The sequence below is a fragment of the Acidovorax sp. Root219 genome, from assembly GCF_001428665.1.
In the GTDB taxonomy this organism is placed as follows: domain Bacteria; phylum Pseudomonadota; class Gammaproteobacteria; order Burkholderiales; family Burkholderiaceae_C; genus Acidovorax.
On record NZ_LMIJ01000014.1, the window covers coordinates 197,455 to 220,550 of the forward strand.

Sequence of the window (23,096 nt, forward strand, 5' to 3'; positions counted from 1 at the left end):
CTATTTGCGGGACAGAACACTAGCCTGCGGTCCTCAATCCGCCTTGAAGCCGGTGGCCGCCACGGCCTTGCCCCAGGTGACCGTGTCGGCCGCGATGATCTTGGTGAACTCCGGCGACCCCGTGCCCGTCACGCGAAAGCCGGCTTCTTCCATCTTGGCCTTGCCCTCGGGCGACTGCACAGCCTTGACGATGTCGGCGCTGAGCCTGGCCAGGATCTCGGGCGGCGTCTTGGCCGGCGCCACGATGCCGAACCAGGACGAGAACTCCAGGTTGGCGTAGCCCTGCTCCTTGATGGTGGGCACGTCGGGCAGCGCGTTGGTGCGCGTGGCGCCGGTGCTGCCCAGGGCCACCAACTTGCCGGCCTTCACATTGGGGGCGGCCAGGCCCACGCTGGCGAACACTCCCTGCACGTCGCCGCTGAACAGGCCTCCCAGCGCGTCCGCCGTGTTCTTGTAGTGCACCGGCTCGGGCTTCAACTGCACCGCATCACCGAACATGAAGGCACCGAAATGCCCCGGCGTGCCGGCGCCGAAGGTGGCCAGGAACAGGCCCTTTTGCTGCTTGGTCCACTCCACGAAATCCCGGACGTTGCGCGCGGGCACCTTCTGCGGGTTGACCAGCAGCACGAAGTCCGAGGTGACCACCTGGCTCACCGCCACGAAATCCTTTTGCGGCGAGTACGGCAGCTTGCTGTAGCTGCTGGGCGCGATGCTCAGCTGGCCGGTTTCGCCCAGCATCAGCGTGTAGCCATCGGGTGCTGCACGGGCCGCTTCGCTGGCGGCGATCAGGCCACCGGCGCCCGGCTTGTTGTCCACGATGACCCCCATGTTGCCCCAGCCCTCGGAGAGCTTTTGCGCCAGCAGGCGCGCCACGATGTCCGGCCCCGTACCGGCCGGAAAGCCGACGATGATGCGTACCGGCTTGTTCGGGTAGGCAGCGGGCTGCGCCTGAGCGCCGGCCCACGGTGCGGCCAGGCCTGCTGCAACGGCCGCAGCCAGCAAGGCGCGCCGCACGGGTTTGAAAGAGGTGTTCATCATGCTTGTCTCCAGTGGTTCTTGTGAGGGAAAGTCGGGGAAGAAAAAATGGAAAGCTCAGGCCAGTTCGAAGAAGCGCATCGCCACCGCATCCGGGTAGCGCGCGCCCGAGCCCACGAACATGCGCTCGGCAATCCAGGCCAGCGTGGGCGAGGCGGTCTCGAAACTCGGGCTGCAGCGGAAATAGATCTGCCCCGGGTCCACCGGCTCGCCACGCACCAGGCGGGCGATCAGCTCGGGCGGGCCCGAGCGCACGGCCCGGTTCTGCACGTAGATGAAATCGCCGCCATCGGTTTCGAGCACATAGCGCGCATCGAGCTCGGACAGGCGGTCATTGACGATGAGCTGAAAGTCCGCGCCGCCCGGGAGCACGCGGGCCGTCCAGCCATCGCCCGTGGCCGTGCCACCGGTGATGGGGATCAACCGCCGCAGGCCATGGGCGGTCTGTCCCACCTCCTGCGGCACACCCACCTGCACGCGCAGGTCGGCAAAGAATTTCAGGCGGGGTTCGGGCAGGGGGGGCAGGTCGGACATGGGCGGTGTTGGCGGCAAAATTGGTTATGAACCTAGCGTAAATCCGGTTGTGCCCACCGCCTGTCATCCCTGAGGATGACAGCGCTATGACACGGATCTCCCCCACCCCATGAGGCAATGGCTTCCCCCTGTGGCGCCCGCATCGGGCAGGCAACCCTCCAGCGGCCAGGCCCTGGCCGGCATGGTGCAGCGCCTGGGCGAGCCCGGTTTTGCATCCGGCCTGCTCGACGACCTGGCGCCGGTGCTGCCTGCGGCCTCCTGGTCGGTGTACCGCACGGGCCAGCGCTGCAAGCCCACCCTGTTCATGTCGGCCAGCCGGGGCGTGCCCGACACCACGCAGGACTGCTGGTGGGCGTACCTGTCAGGGCCCTACCGCCGTGACCGCACCTGGGGCCGCGCGTTCGAGGACGTGCCTTCGGAGCCGCTCACCCGCCTGTGCCATGTGACGGCCACCGAGGTCGAGGGCGAACACCGCGCCCGCGTCTACGAAGCGCATGGCGTGGCCGAGCGCGTCTCGGTGGTGGACTATGAAAGCGACGGCTCGGTGTTTGCCGTCAATTTCTACCGCCACCTGCACCAGCCGCCTTTTCGGGATGGCCAGATCAGCGGCTTCGAGAGTGTGGCGCCCGTACTGCTGGCCCTGGCCCGCAAGCACATCGCGCTGGCGCGCCCGCAGGCCATGGTGCCGCTGGTGCAGGAGGAAGACACGGACCATGCCGTGCTACCTGCCCTGGTCGCCCTGCCCCAGGGCCTGCCGGCGCTGCGCGAGCGGCTGCTGCGCCTGCAGCATGACCTGACAGACCGCGAACTCGACGTCTGCGCGCGCGTGCTGCAGGGCATGACGCACGAGGGCATCGCCGCCGACCTGGGCCTGGGCGTGCCCACCGTCAAGACCTACCGCAACCGCGCCTTTGCCCGCCTGGGCATTCACTTTCGCAACGAGCTGTTTGCGAAAGTGCTGGGGCGGTAGCGTTCAGCCGCCGAAATTCCAGGGCGGCGGCCGGCGCCGTATGGTCTGCGCCTTGACGATGGCGGTGCTGGTCTGGGCCTTGTCGGCGATGCGGTCGAGCACGCCGTCGAGCTGCTCGATGGAGCGCACGTAGACCCGGGCGATGAAACAGTCGTCGCCCGTCACCTTGTCGCATTCGCAGAACTCGGGTGTATCGCGTATCAGCGCCTCCACCGCCGCCAGTTGCCCCGGCAGCGGCTTGATGCGCACGATGGCCTGCAACTGGTAACCCAGCGCGCGCGGCTCGATGTCGAGGGTGAAGGCGCGGATCACCCCGCGCTCCTCCAGCCGGCGCAGCCGCTCGGACACGCTCGGTGCCGAAAGGCCCACGCGCTCGGCCAGCAGCTTGAGCGAGGTGCGCGAGTCCGCGTGCAGCACAGACAGAATGGATTGATCGACCAGGTCCATGGAAAATTACTCCAATTTCGAGCCATGCCTTCGATTATGAGGACTATCTGAAAATCAGCCTTCTTTCAACCATTCACTCGGCACTGCCATTTTTCTACACTCGGTGCATCTGACTACAAGGTGGAACGGTGATGGACAAGAAGACGCAGGGCACGCTGGAAATGAGCGGCGCCATGGCCATTTCAGGCACGATCGGCTGGTTTGTCGTGCAATCGGGGCAGGCCGCGCTCGACGTGGTGTTCTGGCGCTGCGCCTTCGGCGCGGCCACGCTGGCGCTGGTCTGCGCGGCAATGGGCATTCTGCGCGGCGTGCTCAGCTGGCGCCAGGCGGCCTGGGCCGCGCTCGGCGGCGTGGCCATCGTCACCAACTGGCTGCTGCTGTTCGGCGCCTACTCGCATGCCTCCATCTCGATTGCCACGGCGGTCTACAACACCCAGCCCTTCATGCTGGTGGCCTTTGGGGCCCTGCTGTTTGGCGAACGCGTTACCCTGCCCAAGTTCGGCTGGCTGGCCCTGGCCTTTGGCGGCATGCTGCTCATCGTGCAGGCGCGCCCGGGTGCCGGCGATGCGGGCAGCAACTATGCACTGGGCATTGCCATGGCGCTGGGCGCGGCCTTCTTCTGGGCCGTGGCCTCGGTGATCGCCAAGCGGCTCACAGGCACACCGCCGCACCTGATCGCGCTGGTGCAGGTCTGCGTGGGCGTGCTCATGCTCGCGCCCTTCGCCAATTTTGGCGCCCTGCCCCAGGATGCGCGCACCTGGCTGCTGCTGGTCACCGTGGGCGTGGTGCATACCGGGCTCATGTACATCCTGCTCTATGGAGCCGTGCAGAAGCTGCCCACCTACCTGCAGGGCGCGCTGTCCTTCATCTACCCGGTGGTGGCCATTGCGGTAGATTTCATCGCCTTCGGCCACCGCCTGCAGCCCGCGCAGTGGTTCGGAGCAGCCGCCATCCTGCTGGCCGCCGCAGCGATGAACTTGCTGGGTCACCGGCCGCGGGCGACGACCACGGAGCCCGCAACGCAGGGTGTGAAATAGGCAGGTGAGATAAGCACAAAATGTCAAAGCCCGGATGCGGCGATGGGCACCATTGGCAGCTTCTATTCACCCCAAGGAGCACACATGGACCACGCACTGCAAACCACCTGGGAGACCTACGTCGCCTCATGGAAGGCCCCCACACCCGCTGAAAAGCAGGCCCTGTTCGCCGCCAGCCTGGACGAACACTGCACCTACACCGACCCGCTGGGCGTGGCCTCAGGCTGGGAGGCGCTGGCGCAGACCATGCAGGGCTTTCACCAGCAGCTGCCCGGTGCCTATTTCGTGACCGAGCGTTTCGCCAGCCACCACAACGTCTGCATGGCCCAGTGGAAGATGCACGACGGCAGCGGCGCAGTGATGGGGGAAGGCGTGAGCTTTGGCCAGTACAACGACCAGGGTAAGCTGGTGGCCATGACCGGCTTCTACGACACCCCCTGAATCTCGTACAGCATGTTCTACCTGCACCGCATCCAGCGCGGAATCGACTTCATCGAAGCGCACCTCGATACCGACATTGAGCTGTCGGAGGTGGCGCGGGCGGCGGGGCTGAGCCAGTGGCACTTCCAGCGCATCTTCAAGGCCCTTACCAACGAGACGCTGAAGACCTATATCCGCTCGCGGCGCTTCGCCAAGGCGCTGGACCAATTGCTGAACACGCGCCTGGGCATCCTGGACATTGCCCTGGCGGCGGGCTACGACACGCAGGAGAGCTTTACCCGTGCGTTCAAGGCCTGCTTCGAGCTCACCCCCAACCAGTACCGCAAATTCGGCAGGCGCAGCCTTTTCGTGAAGAAGATCCAGTTCGACGAAGACTACCTGCGCCAGCTGGACCGCAACCTGTCGCTCACCCCGGACATCCGCGAGCGTGCGCCCCTGCAACTGGTGGGGCTGGCCACCCACTTCTACGGTGCAGACTCCGACAAGGACAACCTGGGCCAGAAGCTGCCCCCGCTGTGGGCCCGCTTCATGCCCCGGCTGGCAGAAATCCCCCACCGGGTGCCCGGGGTCTGCTATGGCGTGGTGAGCCAGACCGCGAGCACCTCGGACCTGCTGCTGTACCACGCCGCCATCGAGGTCTCGCAAGCCGGCGACTTGCCCGAGGGCATGGTGCATTTTGAAGTGCCGGCCGCCCGCTACGCGACCTTCGAGCACCGGGGCGCGCCCGAAAACGTGAACCATACCGTCAACTACATCTACGCCAACTGGCTGGCGGGGGCCGAACAGCGCCACAGCGGCGGTGCGGACCTGGAAATCTACGGGCCCAGCTACCAGGGCGGATCGGAAACTTCCGTCATGCACTACGCTGTGCCGGTGCTCGGGTAGTGTCGGATCGTGTGGATAGTGCGGGCACAATCACCGCCCAGTGACACGCCCCGGTGACCCTCCCTCCTATTCCGCAGAACCCGTCCCACCGCGCTTTGACCGCCAGGCGGTGATCGCTGCCTGGGTGGCCGCCCTGCGCCGCCAGGCCGATGCCGCCGCCCTGAAGGCCCTGCCCCCGTTGACGGACGCCGAGGCCGCCAGGGTGATGGGGCTGATGCGTGGAGACGGGGAGGCCAGCACCGAGGCGATCCCATCCAGGCGCCCCACCCTGCCGCCCGGCATTGCCGCCGGCCACTTCCAGCCGCGCATCACGCTCATGACCCTGGGCCGGGGCGAGGGGCTGCTGGGCCTAAAGCCCCAGGGCAAGATGGGCCCGCGCGGGGACAGCGTGACGCTGGCGCAGATTGACTGGACCTACCGCCTCGAAGACATGCCCCAGGCCACCATTGCCTGGCAGGCACCGGCCCCCACCTCCATTCTCAACTCGCGCCCGGCGCCGCTGCAGGACCTGTACGACACCGGCGGCCCGGTAGTGCGCATGCAGCGCGACCTGGCGGGTGAGGCCGACGCCATGGACCTGGTCTGGGAGCTGGGCCTGCAGCCCCTGGACGCACGCACCCTGCAGTGGCGCAACCGCGATGCGGCGGCCAACCTGGGTCCGCTGTGGACGCTGGCGCAGGAGGCCTTCTTCGGCGACTTCTGGGCCGAGCAGGTGCCGCGCCTCTCGGCCAAGGGCTGGAGCGTGGTGGTGCGGCCCGGCTTTGCGCACGAGAGCGTGCCCGTGCAGCGCTGGAAGCTCCTCATCACCCCCGACACCGGCGAGGTGCTGGGCAAGGAGGTGGCCGGCCCCGTGGGCCCGCGCGAGCGCCCCGTGCAAAAGCTGCAGTTGCCCGCACGCGAAGGCGCCTGGCTGCTGAGCCTGGGCATCGAGATCGACGGCGAGACGCTGGACCTGGCCCCCATGCTGGCCGACCTGCTCAAGCGCGACGCGCGCTGGCTCATCGCGCGGCGCATGGCCCGCATCGACGACCTGGAGATCGTCTCGCTGCGTGCCCCCGGCGGGCGCCGCATCGACGCGCCCGCCGGCCCGCTCAAGGCCATCGTGGGCGCCATGGTCGACCTGCTCACCGACCCAGAGCGCGCCCAGCGCAAGGAGGGCGACCCGCTGCGCCTGGGCGTCTGGGAATTGCGCCGGCTCGAAGCCCTGCGCGCCGGCCTGGTGCAGGTGCACCGGGTGGACGCCTCCAACGACTGGCAGTTGCAGGGCGATATCGGCCTGTCCCAATTGGCCAAGCGCCTGAAGGCCATCGGCAGGCCCGAGCCGGTCGCCGCACCCAAGGGCTTGCAGGTGCAGTTGCGCCCCTACCAGCTCGAAGGCCTGGCCTGGTTGCAGTACCTGCGAGCCCAGGGCCTGGGCGGCATCCTGGCCGACGACATGGGCCTCGGGAAGACCGCGCAGGCGCTAGCCCACATCCTGGTGGAGAAAGAGGCTGGCCGCCTCACGCGCCCGGCCCTGGTGGTGCTGCCCACCTCGCTGCTGTTCAACTGGCAGGCCGAGGCCCAGCGCATGGCGCCCGGCCTGCGCCTGCTGGCCCTGCACGGGCCCGAGCGGGGCAAGCTGTTTGCCGAGATTGCCGAGCACGATCTGGTGCTCACCACCTACCCCCTGCTCTGGCGCGACGTGGAGGCGCTGGCAGCACAAGCCTTTCACCTCCTGATCCTGGACGAAGCCCAGATGGTCAAGAACGCCGGCAGCCGCAGCGCGCGCGCCCTGCGCCGCCTGCAGGCCCCGCACCTGCTGTGCCTGACCGGCACACCGCTGGAAAACCACCTGGGCGAGCTGTGGGCGCAGTTCGACTTCCTCATGCCGGGTTTCCTGGGCGACGTGCGCAGCTTCAACGCGCGCTGGCGCAAGCCCATCGAGGAGAACGGCGAAACCCTGCGTGCCCAGTTGCTCTCGCAGCGCGTGCGCCCCTTCATCCTGCGCCGGCGCAAGCAGGACGTGGCCACCGAGCTGCCCCCGCGCACCGAGGTGGTCCAGCGCGTGCAGCTGCAAGGCAAGCAGCGCGAGCTGTACGAAGCCGTGCGCGCCACCGCCGACAAGCAGGTGCGCCGCGTGCTGGAGCGCGAGAGCTTCGACGGCGCGCAGATCACCATCCTCGACGCCCTGCTCAAGCTGCGCCAGGTGTGCTGCGACCCACGCCTGGTCAAAGGCAGCAAGACAGCAGCCAGCATGGAACGGGCCAAGCTCGAACTGCTGGCCGACATGCTTCCCGCCCTGGTGGCCGAGGGCCGGCGCGTGCTGGTGTTCTCGCAGTTCACCGAAATGCTCAACCTGGTGGCCGGGCAGCTGCAAGCGCTGGAGCTGCCGTTCCTGAGCCTCACGGGCGAAACCCCGCCGCGCCAGCGCGGCGCCGTGGTGCGGCAGTTCCAGGCGCAGGACGAGACCAGCCCGCCCATCCTGCTGGTCAGCCTCAAGGCGGGCGGCGTGGGCCTGAACCTCACCGCCGCCGACACCGTGGTCCACATGGACCCGTGGTGGAACCCCGCCGTGGAGGAGCAGGCCACGGCCCGCGCCCACCGCATCGGGCAGGACCAGCCGGTCTTCGTCTACAAGCTGGTGGTGGAAGGCAGCATCGAAGAGCGCATGCTGGAGCTGCAGGCCCGCAAGGCCGCCCTGGCCCAGGGCGTGCTGGGACACGATGCCGAGGGCGCCGTGAAGTTCAGCGAGGCCGACCTGCACGCCCTGCTGGCACCGCTGTCGGAGCCGCAGTACAACCCGCTGGCGATACCGGGCGAGGATGCGAGGCGCTGGGGCGGCACGGGCCTGCGCAGGGCGCGGCCCTTTGTGCCTGATCCCTGACCCCACAGCCCCCCTGCCATGCGGCATGGGTGCAGAATTCAAAAGCAAGCTTCGGGGTGCGTGGATCGCAGGCTGTTTCTACAGTCAGGCCATCTCCATTCCCTTTGCGAGGCCACCCATGCATTCCACCGCCACCGCTGATAGCACCATGCCGCCAACCCGCCGCTCCAGGGCCACCAAGGCCGCCCAGGCCGCAGCCACCCTGGCCGATCCGCGCTGGGCGGCGGTGCGCACGCGCGACGCCAAGGCCGACGGCACGTTCTACTACTCGGTGCAGACCACCGGCGTCTACTGCCGCCCGAGTTGCGCCGCACGGCCGGCGTTGCCAGAGAACGTAAGCTTCCATGCCACCGCTGCCGATGCCGAGCAGGCCGGCTTTCGCCCCTGCAAGCGCTGCAAGCCAACCCAGGCGTCGCCCGTAGCGCACCACGCCGCGCTGGTCACCGAGGCCTGCCGCATCATCGAGGCGGCCGAAACCCCGCCCACGCTGGACGAACTGGCCGGCCGCGTGGGCATGAGCGCCCACCACTTCCACCGCATCTTCAAGCAGGCGACGGGCCTCACGCCCAAGGCGTACGCTGCCGCCCAGCGCGCCCGGCGTGTGCGCAGCGAACTGGTGGCACCGGTCGCAAGCGTCACCGATGCCATCTTCAACGCGGGCTACAACACCGCCAGCCGCTTCTACGAAGAAGCCGATGGCGTGCTGGGCATGACGCCCACGCGCTACCAGGCGGGCGGCAATCAGGTCACCATCCGCTTTGCGATTGCGCAGTGTTCGCTGGGCGCCATCCTGGTGGCGCAGAGCGCGCGCGGCGTGTGCGCCATCCTGCTGGGCGACGATGCCCAACTGCTGGCGCAGGACCTGCAGGACCGCTTCCCCCAGGCCCACCTGGTGGGCGACGACCGCAGCTTCGACGCGCTGGTGTCGCGGGTGGTGGCCTTTGTCGAGGCCCCCGGCCTCGGCCTCGCCCTGCCACTCGACGTGCAGGGCACGGCCTTCCAGCAGCGTGTATGGCAGGCGCTGCAGACCATCCCCGCGGGCGCAACGGCCAGCTATGCCGAGATCGCCCAGCGCATCGGTAGCCCTACCGCCGCACGCGCCGTGGCCCAGGCCTGCGCCGCCAATGCCCTGGCCGTGGCCATCCCCTGCCACCGGGTGGTTCGCAACGATGGCGCCCTGTCGGGCTACCGCTGGGGCGTGGAGCGCAAGCAGGCCCTGCTGGACCGCGAACAGCGGCAGGCCAGGCACGGCGAAACCGAGGGCCAGCCCGCATGAACGCCCGCCTCCCCGAACAGACCACCGACTGGGCTGCCCGCGCCGGTGCCATGGATTGGGCCACGGTGACAGACACCCTGAACACCGAGGGCGCGGCCATTCTCTCCGCCCTGCTCAGCCCAGGCGAGTGCCAGACCCTGGCCGGCCTGTATGCAACAGAAGGCCTCTTTCGCAGCCGCGTGGTAATGGCCCGCCACGGCTTTGGCAAGGGCGAGTACCAGTACTTCGCCTACCCGCTGCCGCCGCTGGTGGCCGGGCTGCGCGAGGCGCTGTACCCGCACCTGTGCCCCACGGCCAACCACTGGAATGCGGTGATGGACATCGCCACCCGCTACCCGGCCACGCATGCCGAGTTCATCGACCGCTGCCACGCGGCCGGCCAGGTGCGCCCCACGCCCTTGCTGCTGCAGTACGAGGCGGGCGACTACAACTGCCTCCACCAGGACCTGTATGGCGAGCATGTATTTCCGCTGCAGGTGGCGATACTGCTGTCGGAGCCGGGCCGCGATTTCACGGGCGGCGAATTCGTGCTCACCGAGCAGCGCCCGCGCATGCAGTCGCGTGCCGAGGTCGTGCCCCTGCGCCAGGGCGATGCCGTGGTGTTCGCGGTGCACCACCGCCCGGTCTACGGCACGCGCGGGCCTTACCGCGTGAACATGCGCCATGGCGTGAGCCGCCTGCGCTCGGGCATGCGCCACACCGCCGGCATCATCTTCCACGACGCGACATGACCCTGAACCTGTTCAGCGACGACGAAGAGGCCTTGCTGCTGGGGCAGCAGGCCGGCACCCGCGAAGCCCTGGCCCCCGGGGCGGCGCTGCTGCGCGGCTTTGCACTCGGCCTGGCACCGGCCCTGCTGCAGGCCGTGGAGGCGATCACCGCCCACGCCCCATTCCGCCACCTCGAAACGCCCGGCGGCCAGCGCATGTCGGTGGCCATGACCAACAGCGGCCCGCTGGGCTGGATCTCCGACCGCAGCGGCTACCGCTATGGCCGGGCCGACCCGCTGACCGGCCGCGCCTGGCCACCCCTGCCCACCGTGTTCGCCACCCTGGCGCGCGAGGCAGCCGATACCGCAGGCTTTGCCGGTTTTGAGCCCGACGCCTGCCTCATCAACCGCTACGCCCCCGGCACGCGCCTGTCGCTGCACCAGGACAAGGATGAGCGCAGCCACGACCACCCTATCGTCTCGGTGTCACTGGGCATCCCTGCCGTGTTCCTGTTCGGTGGCGATGCGCGGGCCGACAAGCCGCAGCGCATTCCCCTGGTCCATGGCGACGTGGTGGTCTGGGGTGGCCCGGCGCGCCTGCGCTACCACGGCGTGATGCCGCTGGCCGAGGCCGTGCACCCATTGACGGGGGCCTTTCGGATCAACCTGACCTTCCGCAGGGCGGGGTGAGGCTCGCCCCTCAATCCAGCGTCGATCCCTTCGTGTAGCCCGTCTGGCGGCACAGCGAGGACAGCAGTTGCTGCGCCGCCGCCCTGCCGCGCAGGCTGTCGGCCACGGTGATGCCCTTGCCGCTGGCCAGCACTGCCTGCAGGCGGTAGTAGGTCTCCTTGTTGCCGCCCGTGGTGGTGGAATAGCTTTCCTGGATCTCCAGGCGCGCCACCTCGCTCGCCGAAGCCGCGCTCTTGAAGCTTGCAAGGCCGAGCAGCCGCCGCTCGGTCCGCAGGCCGTGGCGGTCCATCTGCACCGTGAGGCTGTTGCCCATGCCATAGATGGCGCCCAGCACCACCAGCCAGCCGATGCCGCCAAAGATCACACCGAACAGCAGCGGTGCATCGCTGCTCCACAGCAGGGTGCCCGCGCCCGCGAAGATGGCACCGAACACGAGCAGCGCCAGCATCTGCTTGTAGCGCCGCCCATAGGGGAAGTACAGCCGCACACCGCCGGCTACCTGCTCCACATCGGAGACGTCCTCCTCGTCCGTTTTGGCCACCTCGCCCAGTTGCGGGTGCTGCGCCGCATCGTGCTGCAGCCAGACGGATTTCTGGTTCGTGAGGTACACCGGCACGTCGAAGCTGCACCCGAACCCCGGTGCCAGGTTGTCGCCCGAGGTGCCCGGCACGCTCTTGACCTCGAGCTCCCAGCGGTGGTACTCGCTGCCAGGGTCTTCCGATGCGGGCAGGTGCGCCGGCAGGTCGAAACGCCAGGCCAGGCGCACGCCCTCGCCCTGCGCCTCCACCTGCGGCAGGCCGCGCACCTGCCACAGCGTGCGGCTGTCGTAGCTGGTCTTGCCGCCCGAGCGGGAGCGGGTGTGCTGCACGCACTGCAGGGTGGCCAGAAAGCGCAGCCCCGAACTGTAGGCCACAGGCAGCGCCAGGATGGCACCGAAGTGCCCACCGATGGAGCCCGGGAACGGGTCGAGTTCCAGCCGTACATCGCCATAGCGGCGTGCATGCAGAGCGCTGCGCAGTGCCCAGACCAGCAGGGCCAGCCCAGCCAATGGAAACAGCAGCAAGGCGCCCGCCAGCAGAGGGTCGCCGCGCTCCAGCGTGCGCGGCACCACCATGGCGGCCATGGGGAGCGCCACCCCGTTCCACACCAGGGCCAGGACCCACAACACCCACCGCCCGATGCGCCGGCGCGCCCGGATGCGGTTGTCCTTCCACTCGGGGCGGGACTCCCAGGGGCGTGCCTCCCAGGTCCGCTCTGCCACCCGTTCCTCGCTGGACAGCACGGACCGCATGCGCCATGCGAACAGCATGATGCCCAGGCCCGCCCCGCCAAACACCAGCGCAAACACCAGCTTGAAGGCCAGCATTCCAGGCCGCAGGCTCCTGTCCAGCACCGCTTCGGCAGGGTTGTCGGGGTTCACCCAGGCCTGCACCGGTGTGCCGCTGCGCTGCGCCTCTTCCAGCCGGGCGCCCAGTTCCTTCTGGAACTCGCCCACGTTGTCGCTGCCCGAGCCGATGGCCACGCGCCGCCCGGTGTACTCCTGCCCCGCCACGCGGTACTGGTACTCGGCTTTCACGCTGTAGGTGGTGGACTTGCTGCTGCGGCTGGCCACCGTCTCGGCCGAGGCCAGCGTGGCCTGCACCGGCTGCCAGCCCTGCATGGTCGACCAGTCGACCAGCGTGGGCAGCACGCTCAGCAGCAACAGGCCCAGGCCCGCGGCCGCAAAGGGCAGCCCGAACAGCGCCAGCACCCAGGTGCCGGGGCCTTTGCTCTTGCGCTTGGATGGTTCAGCCATTGCTTGCTTCGCCACGGCCCATCTGGACCGCAGCGCCTTTCCCCTCACGGACGTTGTTTGCGTCGGCCCCCGACTCTTTGCCAGAATGGTGCCATGACATCCCCCTCCAGCGCCACCCCCCGCCACTGGCTCATGAAATCCGAGCCCGAGGAATGCTCCATCGACGACGCCCTGGCCGCCCCCAAAGCCACCGTGCCCTGGACCGGCGTGCGCAACTACCAGGCGCGCAACTTCATGCGCGACGGCATGCAGGTGGGCGACGGCGTGCTGTTCTACCACTCCAGTTGCGCCGAACCGGGCATCGTCGGCATTGCCCGCGTAGCGTCCGGCACACGGACCGACCCCACCCAGTTCGACCCGGCCTCGCCCTACCACGACCCCAAATCGCCGCCCGACGCGCCGCGCTGGCTGCTGCTCGACGTGCAGGCCGTGCGCAAGACGCGCCTGCTCGGCCTGCCCGAGCTGCGCCAGCACCCCGAGCTGGCCGACCTGCGCGTGCTGCAAAAGGGCAGCCGCCTGTCCATCACGCCCGTGGATGAATCCCACTGGAACCGGATCATCGCGCTGCTCGACGGCAAAGGCTGACACCGGGCATCAGACGGTGCTTTGCGCAAGCACCAGCGCCACATGCTGCAGCAGCATGATGGTCTTGCCATCCTGGATGCGGCCCGAGGCGATGGCGGCCAGGGCTTCGGCCAGGGGCATCTCGATGACTTCGATGTCCTCGCCCTCTTCCATCAGGCCGCCGCCCGCGCGCACGCGGTCGCCGGGCTCGTACTCGGCCACGAAGAAGTGCAGCTTCTCGGTCACCGAGCCCGGGCTCATGTACGCCTCGAACAGCTTGCGCGGTGTGCGGATGCGGTAGCCGGTCTCCTCTTCGGCCTCGCGGCGGATGCAGGCCTCAGGCTCGTCGCCATCGAGCAGGCCGGCGCAGGCCTCGATCAACTGGCCATCGGGTGAGCCATTCAGAAAGGCCGGCAGGCGGAACTGCCGGGTCAGCACCACCGTGCTGCGGCGCGGGTCCCACAGCAGCAAGGCCGCGCCGTTGCCCCGGTCATAGGCCTCGCGGCTCAGCCGCTGCCATTGGCCGTCGCGGCGGCGCAGCTCGACGCTGATCTTGCGCAGGGTGTACCAGTTGTCCGACAGCACCTGGGCATCCAGCAATCGGACATTGTCCGTATCGCCCGGCAGTGGCATGGGCTGGGGCCGCTTCATGCCGCTGCCCTCTCTGCCGCCTGGCGCACCGGCAGCTCGTCGATATGGTGATAAACCGGCAGGCCCAGGGCCTTCGCCCGTGCCACGTCTATATCGGCACCCCGCGATGCGCCCGGCAGGCGCAGCACCGCATCGCAGCGCGTGAGCAAGCGTTCGGCTACCGGGTACTGGTAGGCATGGAACACCGCATCGCCCTGCTCACGGCCGCCGGCCGCGTGGATGATGGGCAGCGCCAGCCATTCACCCAGCATTGGCAGGTGGCCGCGCTGGTAGATGGGCAAGGCGGCGGCCTCCAGCCGCTCGCGGTTGGCGGCGATGCGGACGGGGTCGCCATCGGTGCCCGAGAGATAAGGGCCGGCGATGAGCACAAGCAGGGGGCGGTCAGCCGCCATGGGATCGGGCATGGGTTTCTCCAAAAACGCATTCGTGCAGTATCATGCATTTTCATTGAATTTCATGCAATCGGCCAGCCCATGCTCACCACCCAGCGCAAGCAACTCATCCTCCAGCGCCTCGCACATGAGGGCCAGATAGTGGCCAAGGCGCTCAGCGACGAATGGGGCATCTCCGAAGACACGGTGCGCCGCGACCTGCGCGAACTGGCCGCCGAGGGCAAGCTGCAGCGTGTGCACGGCGGCGCCCTGCCCGCCTCGGCTGCCGTGGGCGACCTGCGTGTGCGCCAAGAATTGGCGCCCGACGAAAAGCGCCTGCTCGGCCGCGCCGGGGCGGCTATGGTGCGCCCGGGCCAGGTGGTCATTCTGGATGGGGGCACCACTTCGCTGCAGGTGGTTCAGCACCTGCCTTTGGACCTGCGCGCCACGGTGGTGACCCACAGCCCCGTGGTGGCCGCCGCGCTGGCCGGGCACGCGCACATCGAGGTGCTGAGCCTGGGCGGGCGCCTGTACCGGCACTCGATGGTGAACGTGGGCGCCAGCGTGGTAGAGGCGGCCGAGCGCCTGCGCGCAGACCTGTTTTTGATGGGCGTGACGGGCGTGCACGCCGAGGCCGGGCTCACCACCGGCGACTTCGAGGAAGCCACCGTCAAGCGCGTCCTGCACCGCCGCGCGGCGGAAACCGTGGTTCTGGCTTCCCTGGACAAGCTTGGTGCCGCATCGCCCTTCACCGTGGCACCGCTCAAGGAGTTGGCCGCGCTCGTGGTGCCCGCCACCGCACCCAGGCGCATCCAGAAGGAACTGCGCGCCACGGGCATAAACGTGTTCCTGGCAGACTGAGCCTGATTTGAAAACGCAAAACCCCGGGGCATCACTGCATCCGGGGCTTCACGTGCGGCAAGCGGGCGCACCCGCTGGGCGTCACTTCACGGCGTCTTTGACCGCTTCCTTGGCGTCGCCATAGTTCTTCTGGATGTTGCCTTCCACCTGCTTGGCGGCGCCCTTGGCTTGCTGCTCGGGGCTGTTGATCACCTCCCCGGTCTTTTGCTGAACCTTGCCAGCTGCTTCTTTCAATGCGCCCTTGACTTGATCGGTGTTCATATTGGTTCCTTGGGGTGGTAGAGCAGAGCAGGATCGCTTTGCATGGCCCCAAGGTTACGCAGGCACCTTGGCGCACGAAGCGGGCCAATGCCGATCAAAGCCGTCGGAACCCACCTACACCCCCTGGCGCGCGCCACGACTGCTGCGCAGGTGCTCGACCAGCGCGGCCGCAAAGCCCGATGGCTCTGCTCCCCTGCGCACGCAGATCTGCAGGTCGCGCCGGGCCCAGGGCTCGTCCATTTCCACGACCACCGGCAGATCGCCAACACCCGCCAGCTTGACGGCGCTGCGCGGCACCATGCCGATGCCCACACCTGCGCCCACCATGCGGCAGACGGCCTCGAAGCTGCGCACCTGGATGCGCACATCCAGGTGCCTGCCCAGAGCGGCGGCCGCATTCATCGTGAAGGTGTGGATGGCCGATCCCGCATGCAGCATGACGAAGGCGTGGTCCAGCACCTCGGCAAAGCCGACCTGCGTACGAGACGACAGGGCATGGCCGGTGGGCACGATCAGCACCAGCCGGTCCTGCCGGTAGGGGGCCAGCTCCACGCCCGCGCTGTGGCCGCTGTCCGCCAGCACACCCACTTCGATCTCGCCACTGGCCACGGCCACCACGATCTCGGCACTGGTGCGCTCCTCCAGTGTCACGCTGACCTGCGGGTGCTGCTTGAGAAAGCCAGCCAGATCGTCCGGCAGAAAGGTGTGCGTGGCATGCGTGTTGGCCCACAGGCTCACATGGCCGCGGATGCCGGTGGCAAAGGGCGAGAGGTTGGCATGCATCTGCTCCAGGCTGGCCAGCACCTGGCGCGCATTGCGCAGCAGCGCTTCGCCGGCTCGGGTGAGTTGCACGCCGCGCGTCTGCCGCTCGAACAAGGTGGTGTGGAGTGCATCTTCCAGCCGGCGCAGCCGGTGGCTGGCCGACGATGGGGCCAGGCAGGCGCGGGCAGCCCCGCGGGTAAGGTTGCATTCTTCGGCAATGGCGACAAACAGGCGCAGGTCAATGAGGTCGTAGTTCATGAACAAAGGCCCCGCCATCGTTCGGCAAAAACGAACGCAGGCTTGCGGGAATAGCAATTGTGCACCGCGACATCGTCGGGCACCATGGCCTCACCGATTTGCCCTCCCCGTATCGCATGCATGCATAACGTTCGCAGTAGCCGCATGCACCATGTCACAAGACTTCCCCATGCCTTCCTGGAAACACTGGCCCGCCGAACGCATCGGCCTGGCCCTGGCCGTTCTCGCCGCCCTGGGCTTCTCGTTCAAGGCCATCTTCGTCAAGCTGGCCTATGCCGTGCCGCAGGCCACGCCGGTCGATTCGGTCACCCTGCTCGCCCTGCGCATGGCGTTCTCGCTGCCGGTGTTTGCCTGGGTCGGCTGGCGCGCCAGCCGCAGCCTGGCATCGCTGGCCAGGCGCGACTGGCTGCTGGTCATCGCGCTGGGTCTGCTGGGCTACTACGGCGCCAGCATTCTTGACTTCATCGGCCTGCAGTACATCACGGCCAGCCTGGAGCGGTTGATTCTGTTCACCTACCCCACGCTCACCATCGTGATCGGCGTGCTCTTCATGGGCGAACGGGCATCGCGGCGCGAAATCGGCTCGCTGCTGCTGTCGTACGCGGGCATCGGCCTGGCCTTTGCGCACGACCTGCATGTGGCCGGCGATGCCCGGGCCGTGCTCATCGGTGCGGGCTTCGTGTTCGGCTCGGCCGTGTCGTATGCCTTCTACCAGGCGGGTAGCGAGCCGGCCATTCGCACCCTGGGCGCGGCGCGCTTCACCGCGCTGGCCATGCTGGTGTCCACTGTCGCCACGCTGGCCCACTTCATCGCGACCCAGCCGGTCGCGGCTTTGGCGCAGCCCGCGCCCGTGTACCTGCATGCCCTGGGCATGGCCGTCTTCTCCACCGTGCTGCCGGTGTTCATGACCTCCGCCGCCATCCGCCGCATCGGCGCCGCCCGCACCGCGCTGATCGGCAACCTGGGGCCCATGCTCACCATCTTCTTCGGCTGCTGGCTGCTGAACGAACCGCTGTCCTGGTGGCAGATGGCGGGTGCCGGGCTGGTGCTGGCGGGGGTGCTGCTGATCAGCAAGCGCAGCAAGCCGGTGGCAGCCTCTGCAGTGGCGCCGCCGAAGGGATTGGCAGCCAGCAAGGCGGGCTGACGGTAGCAGGACCATCGAACGGGGATGGCGCCTGCCCCGGCTACAGGTCGATGCAATTTACTGCAGGGCCCGTCTGCCCGGCGGCCCTTACGCGGGGTCGTCATCGGAGCTGCGCCGCCCGCGCTGGCGGTCCGCGCCCACATCCAGCACGATGGAGCTGTTCACCACCTCCGCGTGGCGCGTGAGCACCGACAGGATCTGATCCAGCGCCTTGACCTGCCCCGCGTCGAGCACCGACACCACCCCCCGATTGATATCGGCGATCTGCGGAAACAGTTCCTTGTGCAGCGCCACGCCTTCGCGCGTGGCTGCAATGAGCGCAAAACGGCGGTCGCCGTCCTGCACCTCGCGGCGCACCAGCCGTTTCCTGGCCAGCGCCGCGATGACGCGCGACGCGCGGGCCGGGTCCAGGTGTGCCAATTCGCTCAGGCGCGACGGGGACACGGGACCGCCGTCGACCACCAGGCACAGCAGGCGAAATTCGCGCCGCGTCACACCGTAGCGCCCCTCGCACAGGCGCACCACGGGCGCGCCCGCCAGTGCGAACAGCCGCAGCAATCGATAATTCACGAAATCGTCCGGCACACGGGGATTGCGCAACATCAGGGAATGTCTCCTCTTTTCTTCATTAGATGAACCATCGGCTGAGGCCTAAGAATTCTCTGCAGAGTTCTCTATGCCGTTGGAGTCAGCCCTTGCCCATTCGTACCCTCATCTTCTTCGCGGCCCTTCAGGTGGCCACTGCCCATGCGGACATCGTCATCGCCCAGGTATCGCCCACCAAGGGCCCGCTGGCCGTGACGGCCGTGGGCAACTACGAGGGGGCCGCAGCGTATTTCAACACCGTGAATGCCAAGGGCGGTGTCAACGGGCAGAAGATCCGCTTCGTGCACGAAGACGACCAGTACAAGCCCGAGGATACCGTGCGCTTGGTCGAGATGATCGCCACGCGCGACAAGCCGCTGGCCTTCATTAACCTGTTCGGCTCGGCCAATGTGCTGGCACTTCAGTCCAGCAAGGTGCTCGACCGCGTGAAGATCCCGGCCGTGGGCGCAACCCCGGGCGCGGAGGCCATGCGCACCCCCGGCAGCCCGTGGATCTTCCACGTGAGCGCGGGCGACCGCGCGCAGATCCGCCACATCCTGCAGCACCTGTCCACACTGGGCATCCGCAAGGTGTCGGTCGCCCACCAGGACAACCCCATGGGCAAGAGCGGCCTGGGCCACTTCAACGAAGCGGCTGCGGAGTTCAAGCTCGAGGTCGTCGGCCGCGTGCCCGTGCCCCCAGTCGGAGAGCAGCTCGCGGCCACGGCCAAACAGCTGCAGGCAACAGGCGCGCAGGCCTATGTGATGGTGCTGGTGCGCAACAGCGGCGCGGCGCTGGTTCGCGACGTGCGTGCAGCCTCTGACCGCACGCCGATCTATGGCATGTCCTACGTGCCGGCAGAAGCCATCATTGAAAAGACGCCACTGGAATCGGCCATCGGCGTGGGGGTGGCGCAGGTGCTGCCCAATGCCTCTGCCGACAAGACCCGCCTGACGCGGGACTTCCGTGCCGCAATGCGCACCCACTATCCGAAATCCGAGCCGTCCAACCCGCACCTGACCGGCTACGTGGCCGCCCAGGTCGCAGTGGAGGCCATCTCTCGCGCTGGCGCATCCCCCACGCCCGAGAAGGTAACGGCCGCGCTGCGTCAGTTGCGCATGGACCTGGGGGGCCTGCCGCTCGATTTCACCGATGGCCAGAACATCGGCACGCAGTGGGTGGACATCGGCGTCGTGAACCGCCGCGGCCAGCTGATGTACTGAGCTTCGACAAGGAGTAACCATGGGCATTTTCAAGACGATCCGCAGCGCCGGTGCCATCGGCCTCATTGCGCTGGCGCCCTGCGCCGCGCTGGCACAGGCCTGGCCCACCGGACCGGTGCGCCTCTTCGTGGGCTCGCCGCCCGGCGCCCCGTCGGACATCACGGCGCGGCTGTTCGCCGACCAATTGGGCAGGCTGGTCAAGCAACCCGTGATCGTGGACAACCGCCCTGGCGCCGGCAACAACCTGGCCGCCATCGCGGCAGCCAAGGCGGAACCCGACGGCGCCACCCTGGTCCTCAGCCCTGATACCGTGCTCACGGTCAACCCGCATATCTACAAGAACCGCGATTTCGATCCCAAGGCCGATCTGGTGAACGTGTCCATCATCGGCAGCTTTTCGCAGATGCTGGTGTGCCACCCTTCGGTGGGTGTGAAGACGGTCAGCGAATTGGTGGCCAAGAGCAAGACCGAGCGCATCCTCTACGGATCCGGTGGACCGGGGGTGCCCGGGCACCTGGCGACCGAAATGTTCCTGGATGCAGCGCACGCACGCATGGAGCACATCCCCTACCGCGGGCCCGCGCCCGCTACGCAGGCGGTGCTGGCCGGCGAAGTGCAATGCGGCTTCCTCGCCACGCCCACCGTGCTGCCGCATGTGCGGGCCGGCAAGCTCACGGCACTGGCCGTCTCCTCGGCCACGCCATCGCCGCTGGCGCCCGAAGTTCCCACGCTGGCCCAGGCCCTGAAGCAGCCAGGCCTGGACGTGAGCTTCCGGCTGGTGCTGCAGGCCCCCAAGGGCACGCCGCCCGCCGTCATCGCCGAACTGGCGAAACGGGCGCAGGAGGTGATGAAACTGGCGGAGGTGCGTGCCAAGCTGCAAAACAGCGATGTGACGGCCCTGGGGACCACCAGCGCGCAGGCGCAGACGACGCTGACCCAGGAAATGGCCCGTTGGGAACCCGTTGTGAAGCGCCTGGGGCTGACGGCCGATTGAGAACCGGGGGGGTGACGACCTGCGCCCTTCGCAAAGCATCCATGGGGCTGGCTGGGGCGCCGGCCTACAGGGCGGCAGCCGGCTTGCCTTTAGGATGGGCGCACCGTTCGCCCTCAGCTTTCCGCATGCGCAACCTGCTCGACTTCACCTCCTGGTCCACCCTGCTCACCACACTGATGGGCCTGCTGTTGGCCACCCTGGTCATGGTGGGCACGCGCCTGGTGTTCATGCAGACCATCCAGAAGCGCCGCGAGCGCGAGAACCGGCAGATCAACGAACGGCTCAAGACGCTGATCGCTGCGTACAAGACACTGGGTGGATCCTTCACCGGGCAGTTGCAGGTGCACCCCACGCACATGCGCGACCTGCGGCGCCAGCAGGTGCATGACAGTGCCGTGCAGATGGCGATGGCCACCCCACAGGAAACCGATGCATCCGAAGCGGAGGAATCGGACCTGCCCTCTCCGACCCTCACCAGCACCGAACGCCAGCGCCGCATGCGCGATGCGGTGGAGGCCGCCCTGTCCGACGTGATCCTGCTCGGCACCGAGGAACAGGTGGAACTGGCCGCCAAGGCCGCGCAGGACATGGTGGCCGGCCGCAGCATCGAGACCGCGCAGCTGGTCGTGTCGCTGCGCCACTTCATACGCTCGGCGCTGGACCTGGAGCCCATCCCGGCTGCAGTGACCATACCCAACCAGGGCCCTCTGCGCCCGGCCGCAAGTGGCGGGGCGGCGGGCAAGCGAGCGGGAGGCGCAGGCAATGCCGAGGCCGGCGGCGGGCGTGGAGGGGGTGCAGGCGGTGGAGGCTCCGGCGGGGCCGGCATGGGCGGCATGGCCCTGGGTGTCGGGGTGGGCTCACACCGCGCAGACAGCGACACAATCGAAGGCCCGGGACGCTGAACCGGAGGACGTTGTCAGTCTTCGTTCTCCTCGAACAACGCATACAGCGCCACCGCCACGCTCAGTGGGAGCCCTTCGTCAAAGCCCTCCGGGTCTTCGGAGACCTCGACCAACTCGCTGCCGTTGACCGGCCCCAGCATGATGGCTGGCACAGGCCGCACCACCGGCACCTTGGGGTAGTCATCGGGCCGGCCGCCTTCGGAGGTGTGCGGGTCGAACCAGATATTGCCGGCTTGATAAAAACCCTCCGCATAGCGCTCCTCGATCAGGCGCAGCAGCGTGAAGGTTTCGGGGCTCAACGCCTGGTCCGCCGAGGTGAATTGCACGTGCCACGCGGCCCCCAGGTACCAGTAGATCAGCAATGCAGTGCCCCGGTCCAGCGTGGGCTGGTCGAGCAGCCAGCGCAGGGCCTGCTTGTTGCCGTCGTAGTTGGAGCGCGCGGCGAACACATGCCATGCGGCGGGAGATGCATCGGCCAGGTAGGCGTGCACCAGGTTCCAGGCGCGGGCTTCAATGTCGTTGTCGGAAGTCATGCAAAAAGTTGGTTGGATCAGGCGCCCAGCACAGGAGGCCGCTCGATCAGGCTCTGGAGGATGGCGTCGAACAAGGCATTGCCATCGTTGCCGCTGACGGGCTTCCACTGCACATGCTGCGTCACACGCTGGCGATGGCGCAGGGTTTCGATCCACACCTCTCGCAGGGGTGTCTTGCAGTGCAATGCCAGCACCAGCAGGGCCATCTGCTCCTGCAAGGTGAACAGGCCGTGCACGCCGCTTTCGCCGTCCCTGAGCACGCGGCTGACCTGGTCCACCGAGAGCAGCAGCTTGCCCAGGGCCGCCATGTCCTTGGGCGCATCCTGCCAGAGGATGGCGCGCTCGGCGGCCCAGAAGGCCAGGGCCTTGGCAAACTCGTCCAGGTCGTGCGCGCTACGCAGGTCGTTCTGGCCCAGGCGCGGGTTGCGGTGCCAGGGAATCTGCTGGAAATCGCTCAGGGTCCGCTCGTAGTCAGGGATGAAGGCCTTGATGCGGCTGCGCAGTTCGGGGCCGCCGATCTCATCGAGGCGCGCCAGCCAGGCCTCGCGCACGCTGGGCAGCCACCAGTGCACGGCGCAATGGATGTACTGCCGGTCATGTTCCGGCTGCACCTGTATGAAAAACGCCTGCACGGTGGGACCAAAACTGCGCTGCACCAGGCGTGCGCGTGAGTTCACCGGATGGGGATGGACCTCGAAGCCCAGCGGCGCAAGCCGCTCCATCAGTGCGCCGCACAGCACATCCAGGCTATGGGGCACCCGCGCCGGAGCAAAGCTGCCGGGCGCTGCATGGACTTTGGGCGGCTCCACCCGCAGGGAACGTTCGGCAAAGGGCTCGACCGTGCCGTCCTCGTAGACCACCTGGCGGTCCAGCCGGTACAGCGCCCCGCCCTGCGGCTCGAACAGCTGCAGCCCGGCGTCGGCCGCCACATGGCCCAGGGTGGAGAGCACTGTGGCGTCGAGTGCCTGCACATCGACACCCAGGTTCAGGGGCCAGTGGTCCAGCGGCCCGAACGGCAGGCCCTCGGTCCAGATCAGGGGCTGCTCCACGCCGTTGGCACCAGCGGCCAGCGGGTAGTGGCACTGCACCTCGCGCAGGAACTGGTCGAACATGGCCACCACCCGCGGCGTGGACCGCTGGTCGCGCTGGCACGCGGCCAGGGCCGTGGGCACGTCGGTGGCCGTGATGCGGTCGAAGATCTGGACGATGGTGCTCATGGAAACGGCAGGCGCCCGAATATGTAACGGGATCAGAGGATTGTGCGCAATGGCGCGCCGGGCGGCTACCGGAAAACCCCGCCTGCAT

Annotated in this window: 25 protein-coding genes; 14 read left to right on the forward strand and 11 right to left on the reverse strand. The window is 68.1% G+C overall.

The annotated features are described in order from the left end of the window. Positions 1-33: 33 nt before the first annotated feature. Entirely contained in the window at positions 34-1,038 is a 1,005-nt protein-coding gene (locus ASE28_RS16820) for a tripartite tricarboxylate transporter substrate binding protein (protein ID WP_157422009.1), read from the reverse strand. Positions 1,039-1,092: 54 nt separating this feature from the next. Continuing rightward, positions 1,093-1,569 carry a DUF3237 domain-containing protein gene (locus tag ASE28_RS16825; RefSeq protein WP_057203054.1) on the reverse strand — a complete coding sequence of 159 codons (477 nt, stop codon included), beginning with the start codon at positions 1,567-1,569 and terminating at the stop codon, positions 1,093-1,095. Positions 1,570-1,678: 109 nt separating this feature from the next. On the opposite strand from ASE28_RS16825, the gene ASE28_RS16830 reads away from it, so the two are divergent. Further along, complete coding sequence (locus ASE28_RS16830) at positions 1,679-2,539, forward strand: helix-turn-helix transcriptional regulator (RefSeq protein WP_200963960.1); 861 nt, start codon at positions 1,679-1,681, stop codon at positions 2,537-2,539. Positions 2,540-2,542: 3 nt separating this feature from the next. On the opposite strand, the gene ASE28_RS16835 is transcribed toward ASE28_RS16830, so the two are convergent. Further along, on the reverse strand, positions 2,543-2,986 hold the full coding sequence (locus ASE28_RS16835) for an Lrp/AsnC family transcriptional regulator (protein ID WP_057203055.1): 444 nt from the start codon (positions 2,984-2,986) through the stop codon (positions 2,543-2,545). Positions 2,987-3,117: 131 nt separating this feature from the next. On the opposite strand from ASE28_RS16835, the gene ASE28_RS16840 reads away from it, so the two are divergent. From ASE28_RS16840 to alkB, 7 genes are all read left to right on the forward strand, one after another. Then, positions 3,118-4,023 (forward strand): DMT family transporter, encoded by a 906-nt coding sequence (locus tag ASE28_RS16840; protein ID WP_057267609.1) that lies wholly within the window; start codon positions 3,118-3,120, stop codon positions 4,021-4,023. A gap of 84 nt (positions 4,024-4,107) precedes the next feature. Next, entirely contained in the window at positions 4,108-4,464 is a 357-nt protein-coding gene (locus ASE28_RS16845; protein WP_057267610.1) for a nuclear transport factor 2 family protein, read from the forward strand. A 12-nt stretch (positions 4,465-4,476) separates the two neighbouring features. Then, positions 4,477-5,349 carry a helix-turn-helix domain-containing protein gene (locus ASE28_RS16850; protein WP_057267612.1) on the forward strand — a complete coding sequence of 291 codons (873 nt, stop codon included), beginning with the start codon at positions 4,477-4,479 and terminating at the stop codon, positions 5,347-5,349. A 40-nt stretch (positions 5,350-5,389) separates the two neighbouring features. Next, complete coding sequence (locus ASE28_RS16855; protein WP_057267613.1) at positions 5,390-8,212, forward strand: DEAD/DEAH box helicase; 2,823 nt, start codon at positions 5,390-5,392, stop codon at positions 8,210-8,212. A gap of 148 nt (positions 8,213-8,360) precedes the next feature. Next, entirely contained in the window at positions 8,361-9,488 is a 1,128-nt protein-coding gene (ada, locus tag ASE28_RS16860) for a bifunctional DNA-binding transcriptional regulator/O6-methylguanine-DNA methyltransferase Ada (protein ID WP_057267859.1), read from the forward strand. Then, positions 9,485-10,219, forward strand: a complete 735-nt coding sequence (locus ASE28_RS16865) for a 2OG-Fe(II) oxygenase (protein WP_057267615.1) — start codon at positions 9,485-9,487, stop codon at positions 10,217-10,219. Before ada ends, ASE28_RS16865 begins: the two co-directional genes overlap by 4 nt. Beyond that, positions 10,216-10,887, forward strand: coding sequence for a DNA oxidative demethylase AlkB (gene alkB / locus ASE28_RS16870; protein ID WP_057267617.1), 672 nt, complete (start codon positions 10,216-10,218; stop codon positions 10,885-10,887). Before ASE28_RS16865 ends, alkB begins: the two co-directional genes overlap by 4 nt. Before the next feature lie 10 nt (positions 10,888-10,897). On the opposite strand, the gene ASE28_RS16875 is transcribed toward alkB, so the two are convergent. Next, positions 10,898-12,682: a DUF3592 domain-containing protein gene (locus ASE28_RS16875; protein WP_057267619.1), complete on the reverse strand. Its 1,785-nt coding sequence runs from the start codon at positions 12,680-12,682 to the stop codon at positions 10,898-10,900. A 93-nt stretch (positions 12,683-12,775) separates the two neighbouring features. On the opposite strand from ASE28_RS16875, the gene ASE28_RS16880 reads away from it, so the two are divergent. After that, positions 12,776-13,267 (forward strand): EVE domain-containing protein, encoded by a 492-nt coding sequence (locus tag ASE28_RS16880; RefSeq protein WP_057267621.1) that lies wholly within the window; start codon positions 12,776-12,778, stop codon positions 13,265-13,267. Between the two features lie 9 nt (positions 13,268-13,276). Here ASE28_RS16880 and nudK read toward each other — a convergent pair whose 3' ends face one another. Then, the gene (gene nudK, locus ASE28_RS16885) at positions 13,277-13,897 is read right to left on the reverse strand and encodes a GDP-mannose pyrophosphatase NudK (protein ID WP_082608106.1); all 621 of its coding nucleotides are present in this window, start codon (positions 13,895-13,897) and stop codon (positions 13,277-13,279) included. Beyond that, a complete protein-coding gene (locus ASE28_RS16890; protein ID WP_057267625.1) occupies positions 13,894-14,301 on the reverse strand; it encodes a hypothetical protein in 408 nt (135 codons plus the stop codon). Before ASE28_RS16890 ends, nudK begins: the two co-directional genes overlap by 4 nt. Before the next feature lie 69 nt (positions 14,302-14,370). On the opposite strand from ASE28_RS16890, the gene ASE28_RS16895 reads away from it, so the two are divergent. After that, entirely contained in the window at positions 14,371-15,129 is a 759-nt protein-coding gene (locus tag ASE28_RS16895) for a DeoR/GlpR family DNA-binding transcription regulator (RefSeq protein ID WP_057267627.1), read from the forward strand. A gap of 81 nt (positions 15,130-15,210) precedes the next feature. Here the strand turns inward: ASE28_RS16895 and ASE28_RS16900 are convergent, their stop codons facing one another. Further along, a complete protein-coding gene (locus tag ASE28_RS16900; protein WP_057203067.1) occupies positions 15,211-15,390 on the reverse strand; it encodes a CsbD family protein in 180 nt (59 codons plus the stop codon). A 114-nt stretch (positions 15,391-15,504) separates the two neighbouring features. After that, positions 15,505-16,410 (reverse strand): LysR substrate-binding domain-containing protein, encoded by a 906-nt coding sequence (locus ASE28_RS16905; RefSeq protein ID WP_057203262.1) that lies wholly within the window; start codon positions 16,408-16,410, stop codon positions 15,505-15,507. A 169-nt stretch (positions 16,411-16,579) separates the two neighbouring features. Here ASE28_RS16905 and ASE28_RS16910 point away from each other — a divergent pair, with 169 nt between their 5' ends. Next, positions 16,580-17,554 (forward strand): DMT family transporter, encoded by a 975-nt coding sequence (locus tag ASE28_RS16910; RefSeq protein WP_057267629.1) that lies wholly within the window; start codon positions 16,580-16,582, stop codon positions 17,552-17,554. Between the two features lie 87 nt (positions 17,555-17,641). Here ASE28_RS16910 and ASE28_RS16915 read toward each other — a convergent pair whose 3' ends face one another. Next, the gene (locus ASE28_RS16915) at positions 17,642-18,157 is read right to left on the reverse strand and encodes a MarR family winged helix-turn-helix transcriptional regulator (protein ID WP_057267630.1); all 516 of its coding nucleotides are present in this window, start codon (positions 18,155-18,157) and stop codon (positions 17,642-17,644) included. Positions 18,158-18,249: 92 nt separating this feature from the next. Here ASE28_RS16915 and ASE28_RS16920 point away from each other — a divergent pair, with 92 nt between their 5' ends. The 3 genes from ASE28_RS16920 to ASE28_RS16930 all read left to right on the forward strand — a co-directional run bounded on the left by ASE28_RS16920 (position 18,250) and on the right by ASE28_RS16930 (position 21,258). Next, positions 18,250-19,362, forward strand: a complete 1,113-nt coding sequence (locus tag ASE28_RS16920; RefSeq protein ID WP_057267632.1) for an ABC transporter substrate-binding protein — start codon at positions 18,250-18,252, stop codon at positions 19,360-19,362. Positions 19,363-19,381: 19 nt separating this feature from the next. Continuing rightward, the gene (locus ASE28_RS16925; protein ID WP_057203071.1) at positions 19,382-20,356 is read left to right on the forward strand and encodes a tripartite tricarboxylate transporter substrate binding protein; all 975 of its coding nucleotides are present in this window, start codon (positions 19,382-19,384) and stop codon (positions 20,354-20,356) included. Between the two features lie 125 nt (positions 20,357-20,481). After that, positions 20,482-21,258, forward strand: coding sequence for a hypothetical protein (locus tag ASE28_RS16930; protein WP_057267634.1), 777 nt, complete (start codon positions 20,482-20,484; stop codon positions 21,256-21,258). Positions 21,259-21,272: 14 nt separating this feature from the next. Here ASE28_RS16930 and ASE28_RS16935 read toward each other — a convergent pair whose 3' ends face one another. Next, positions 21,273-21,791 carry a DUF4274 domain-containing protein gene (locus ASE28_RS16935; protein WP_057267636.1) on the reverse strand — a complete coding sequence of 173 codons (519 nt, stop codon included), beginning with the start codon at positions 21,789-21,791 and terminating at the stop codon, positions 21,273-21,275. A 17-nt stretch (positions 21,792-21,808) separates the two neighbouring features. Then, positions 21,809-23,008 (reverse strand): hypothetical protein, encoded by a 1,200-nt coding sequence (locus ASE28_RS16940; protein WP_057267638.1) that lies wholly within the window; start codon positions 23,006-23,008, stop codon positions 21,809-21,811. Between the last annotated feature and the right edge of the window lie 88 nt (positions 23,009-23,096).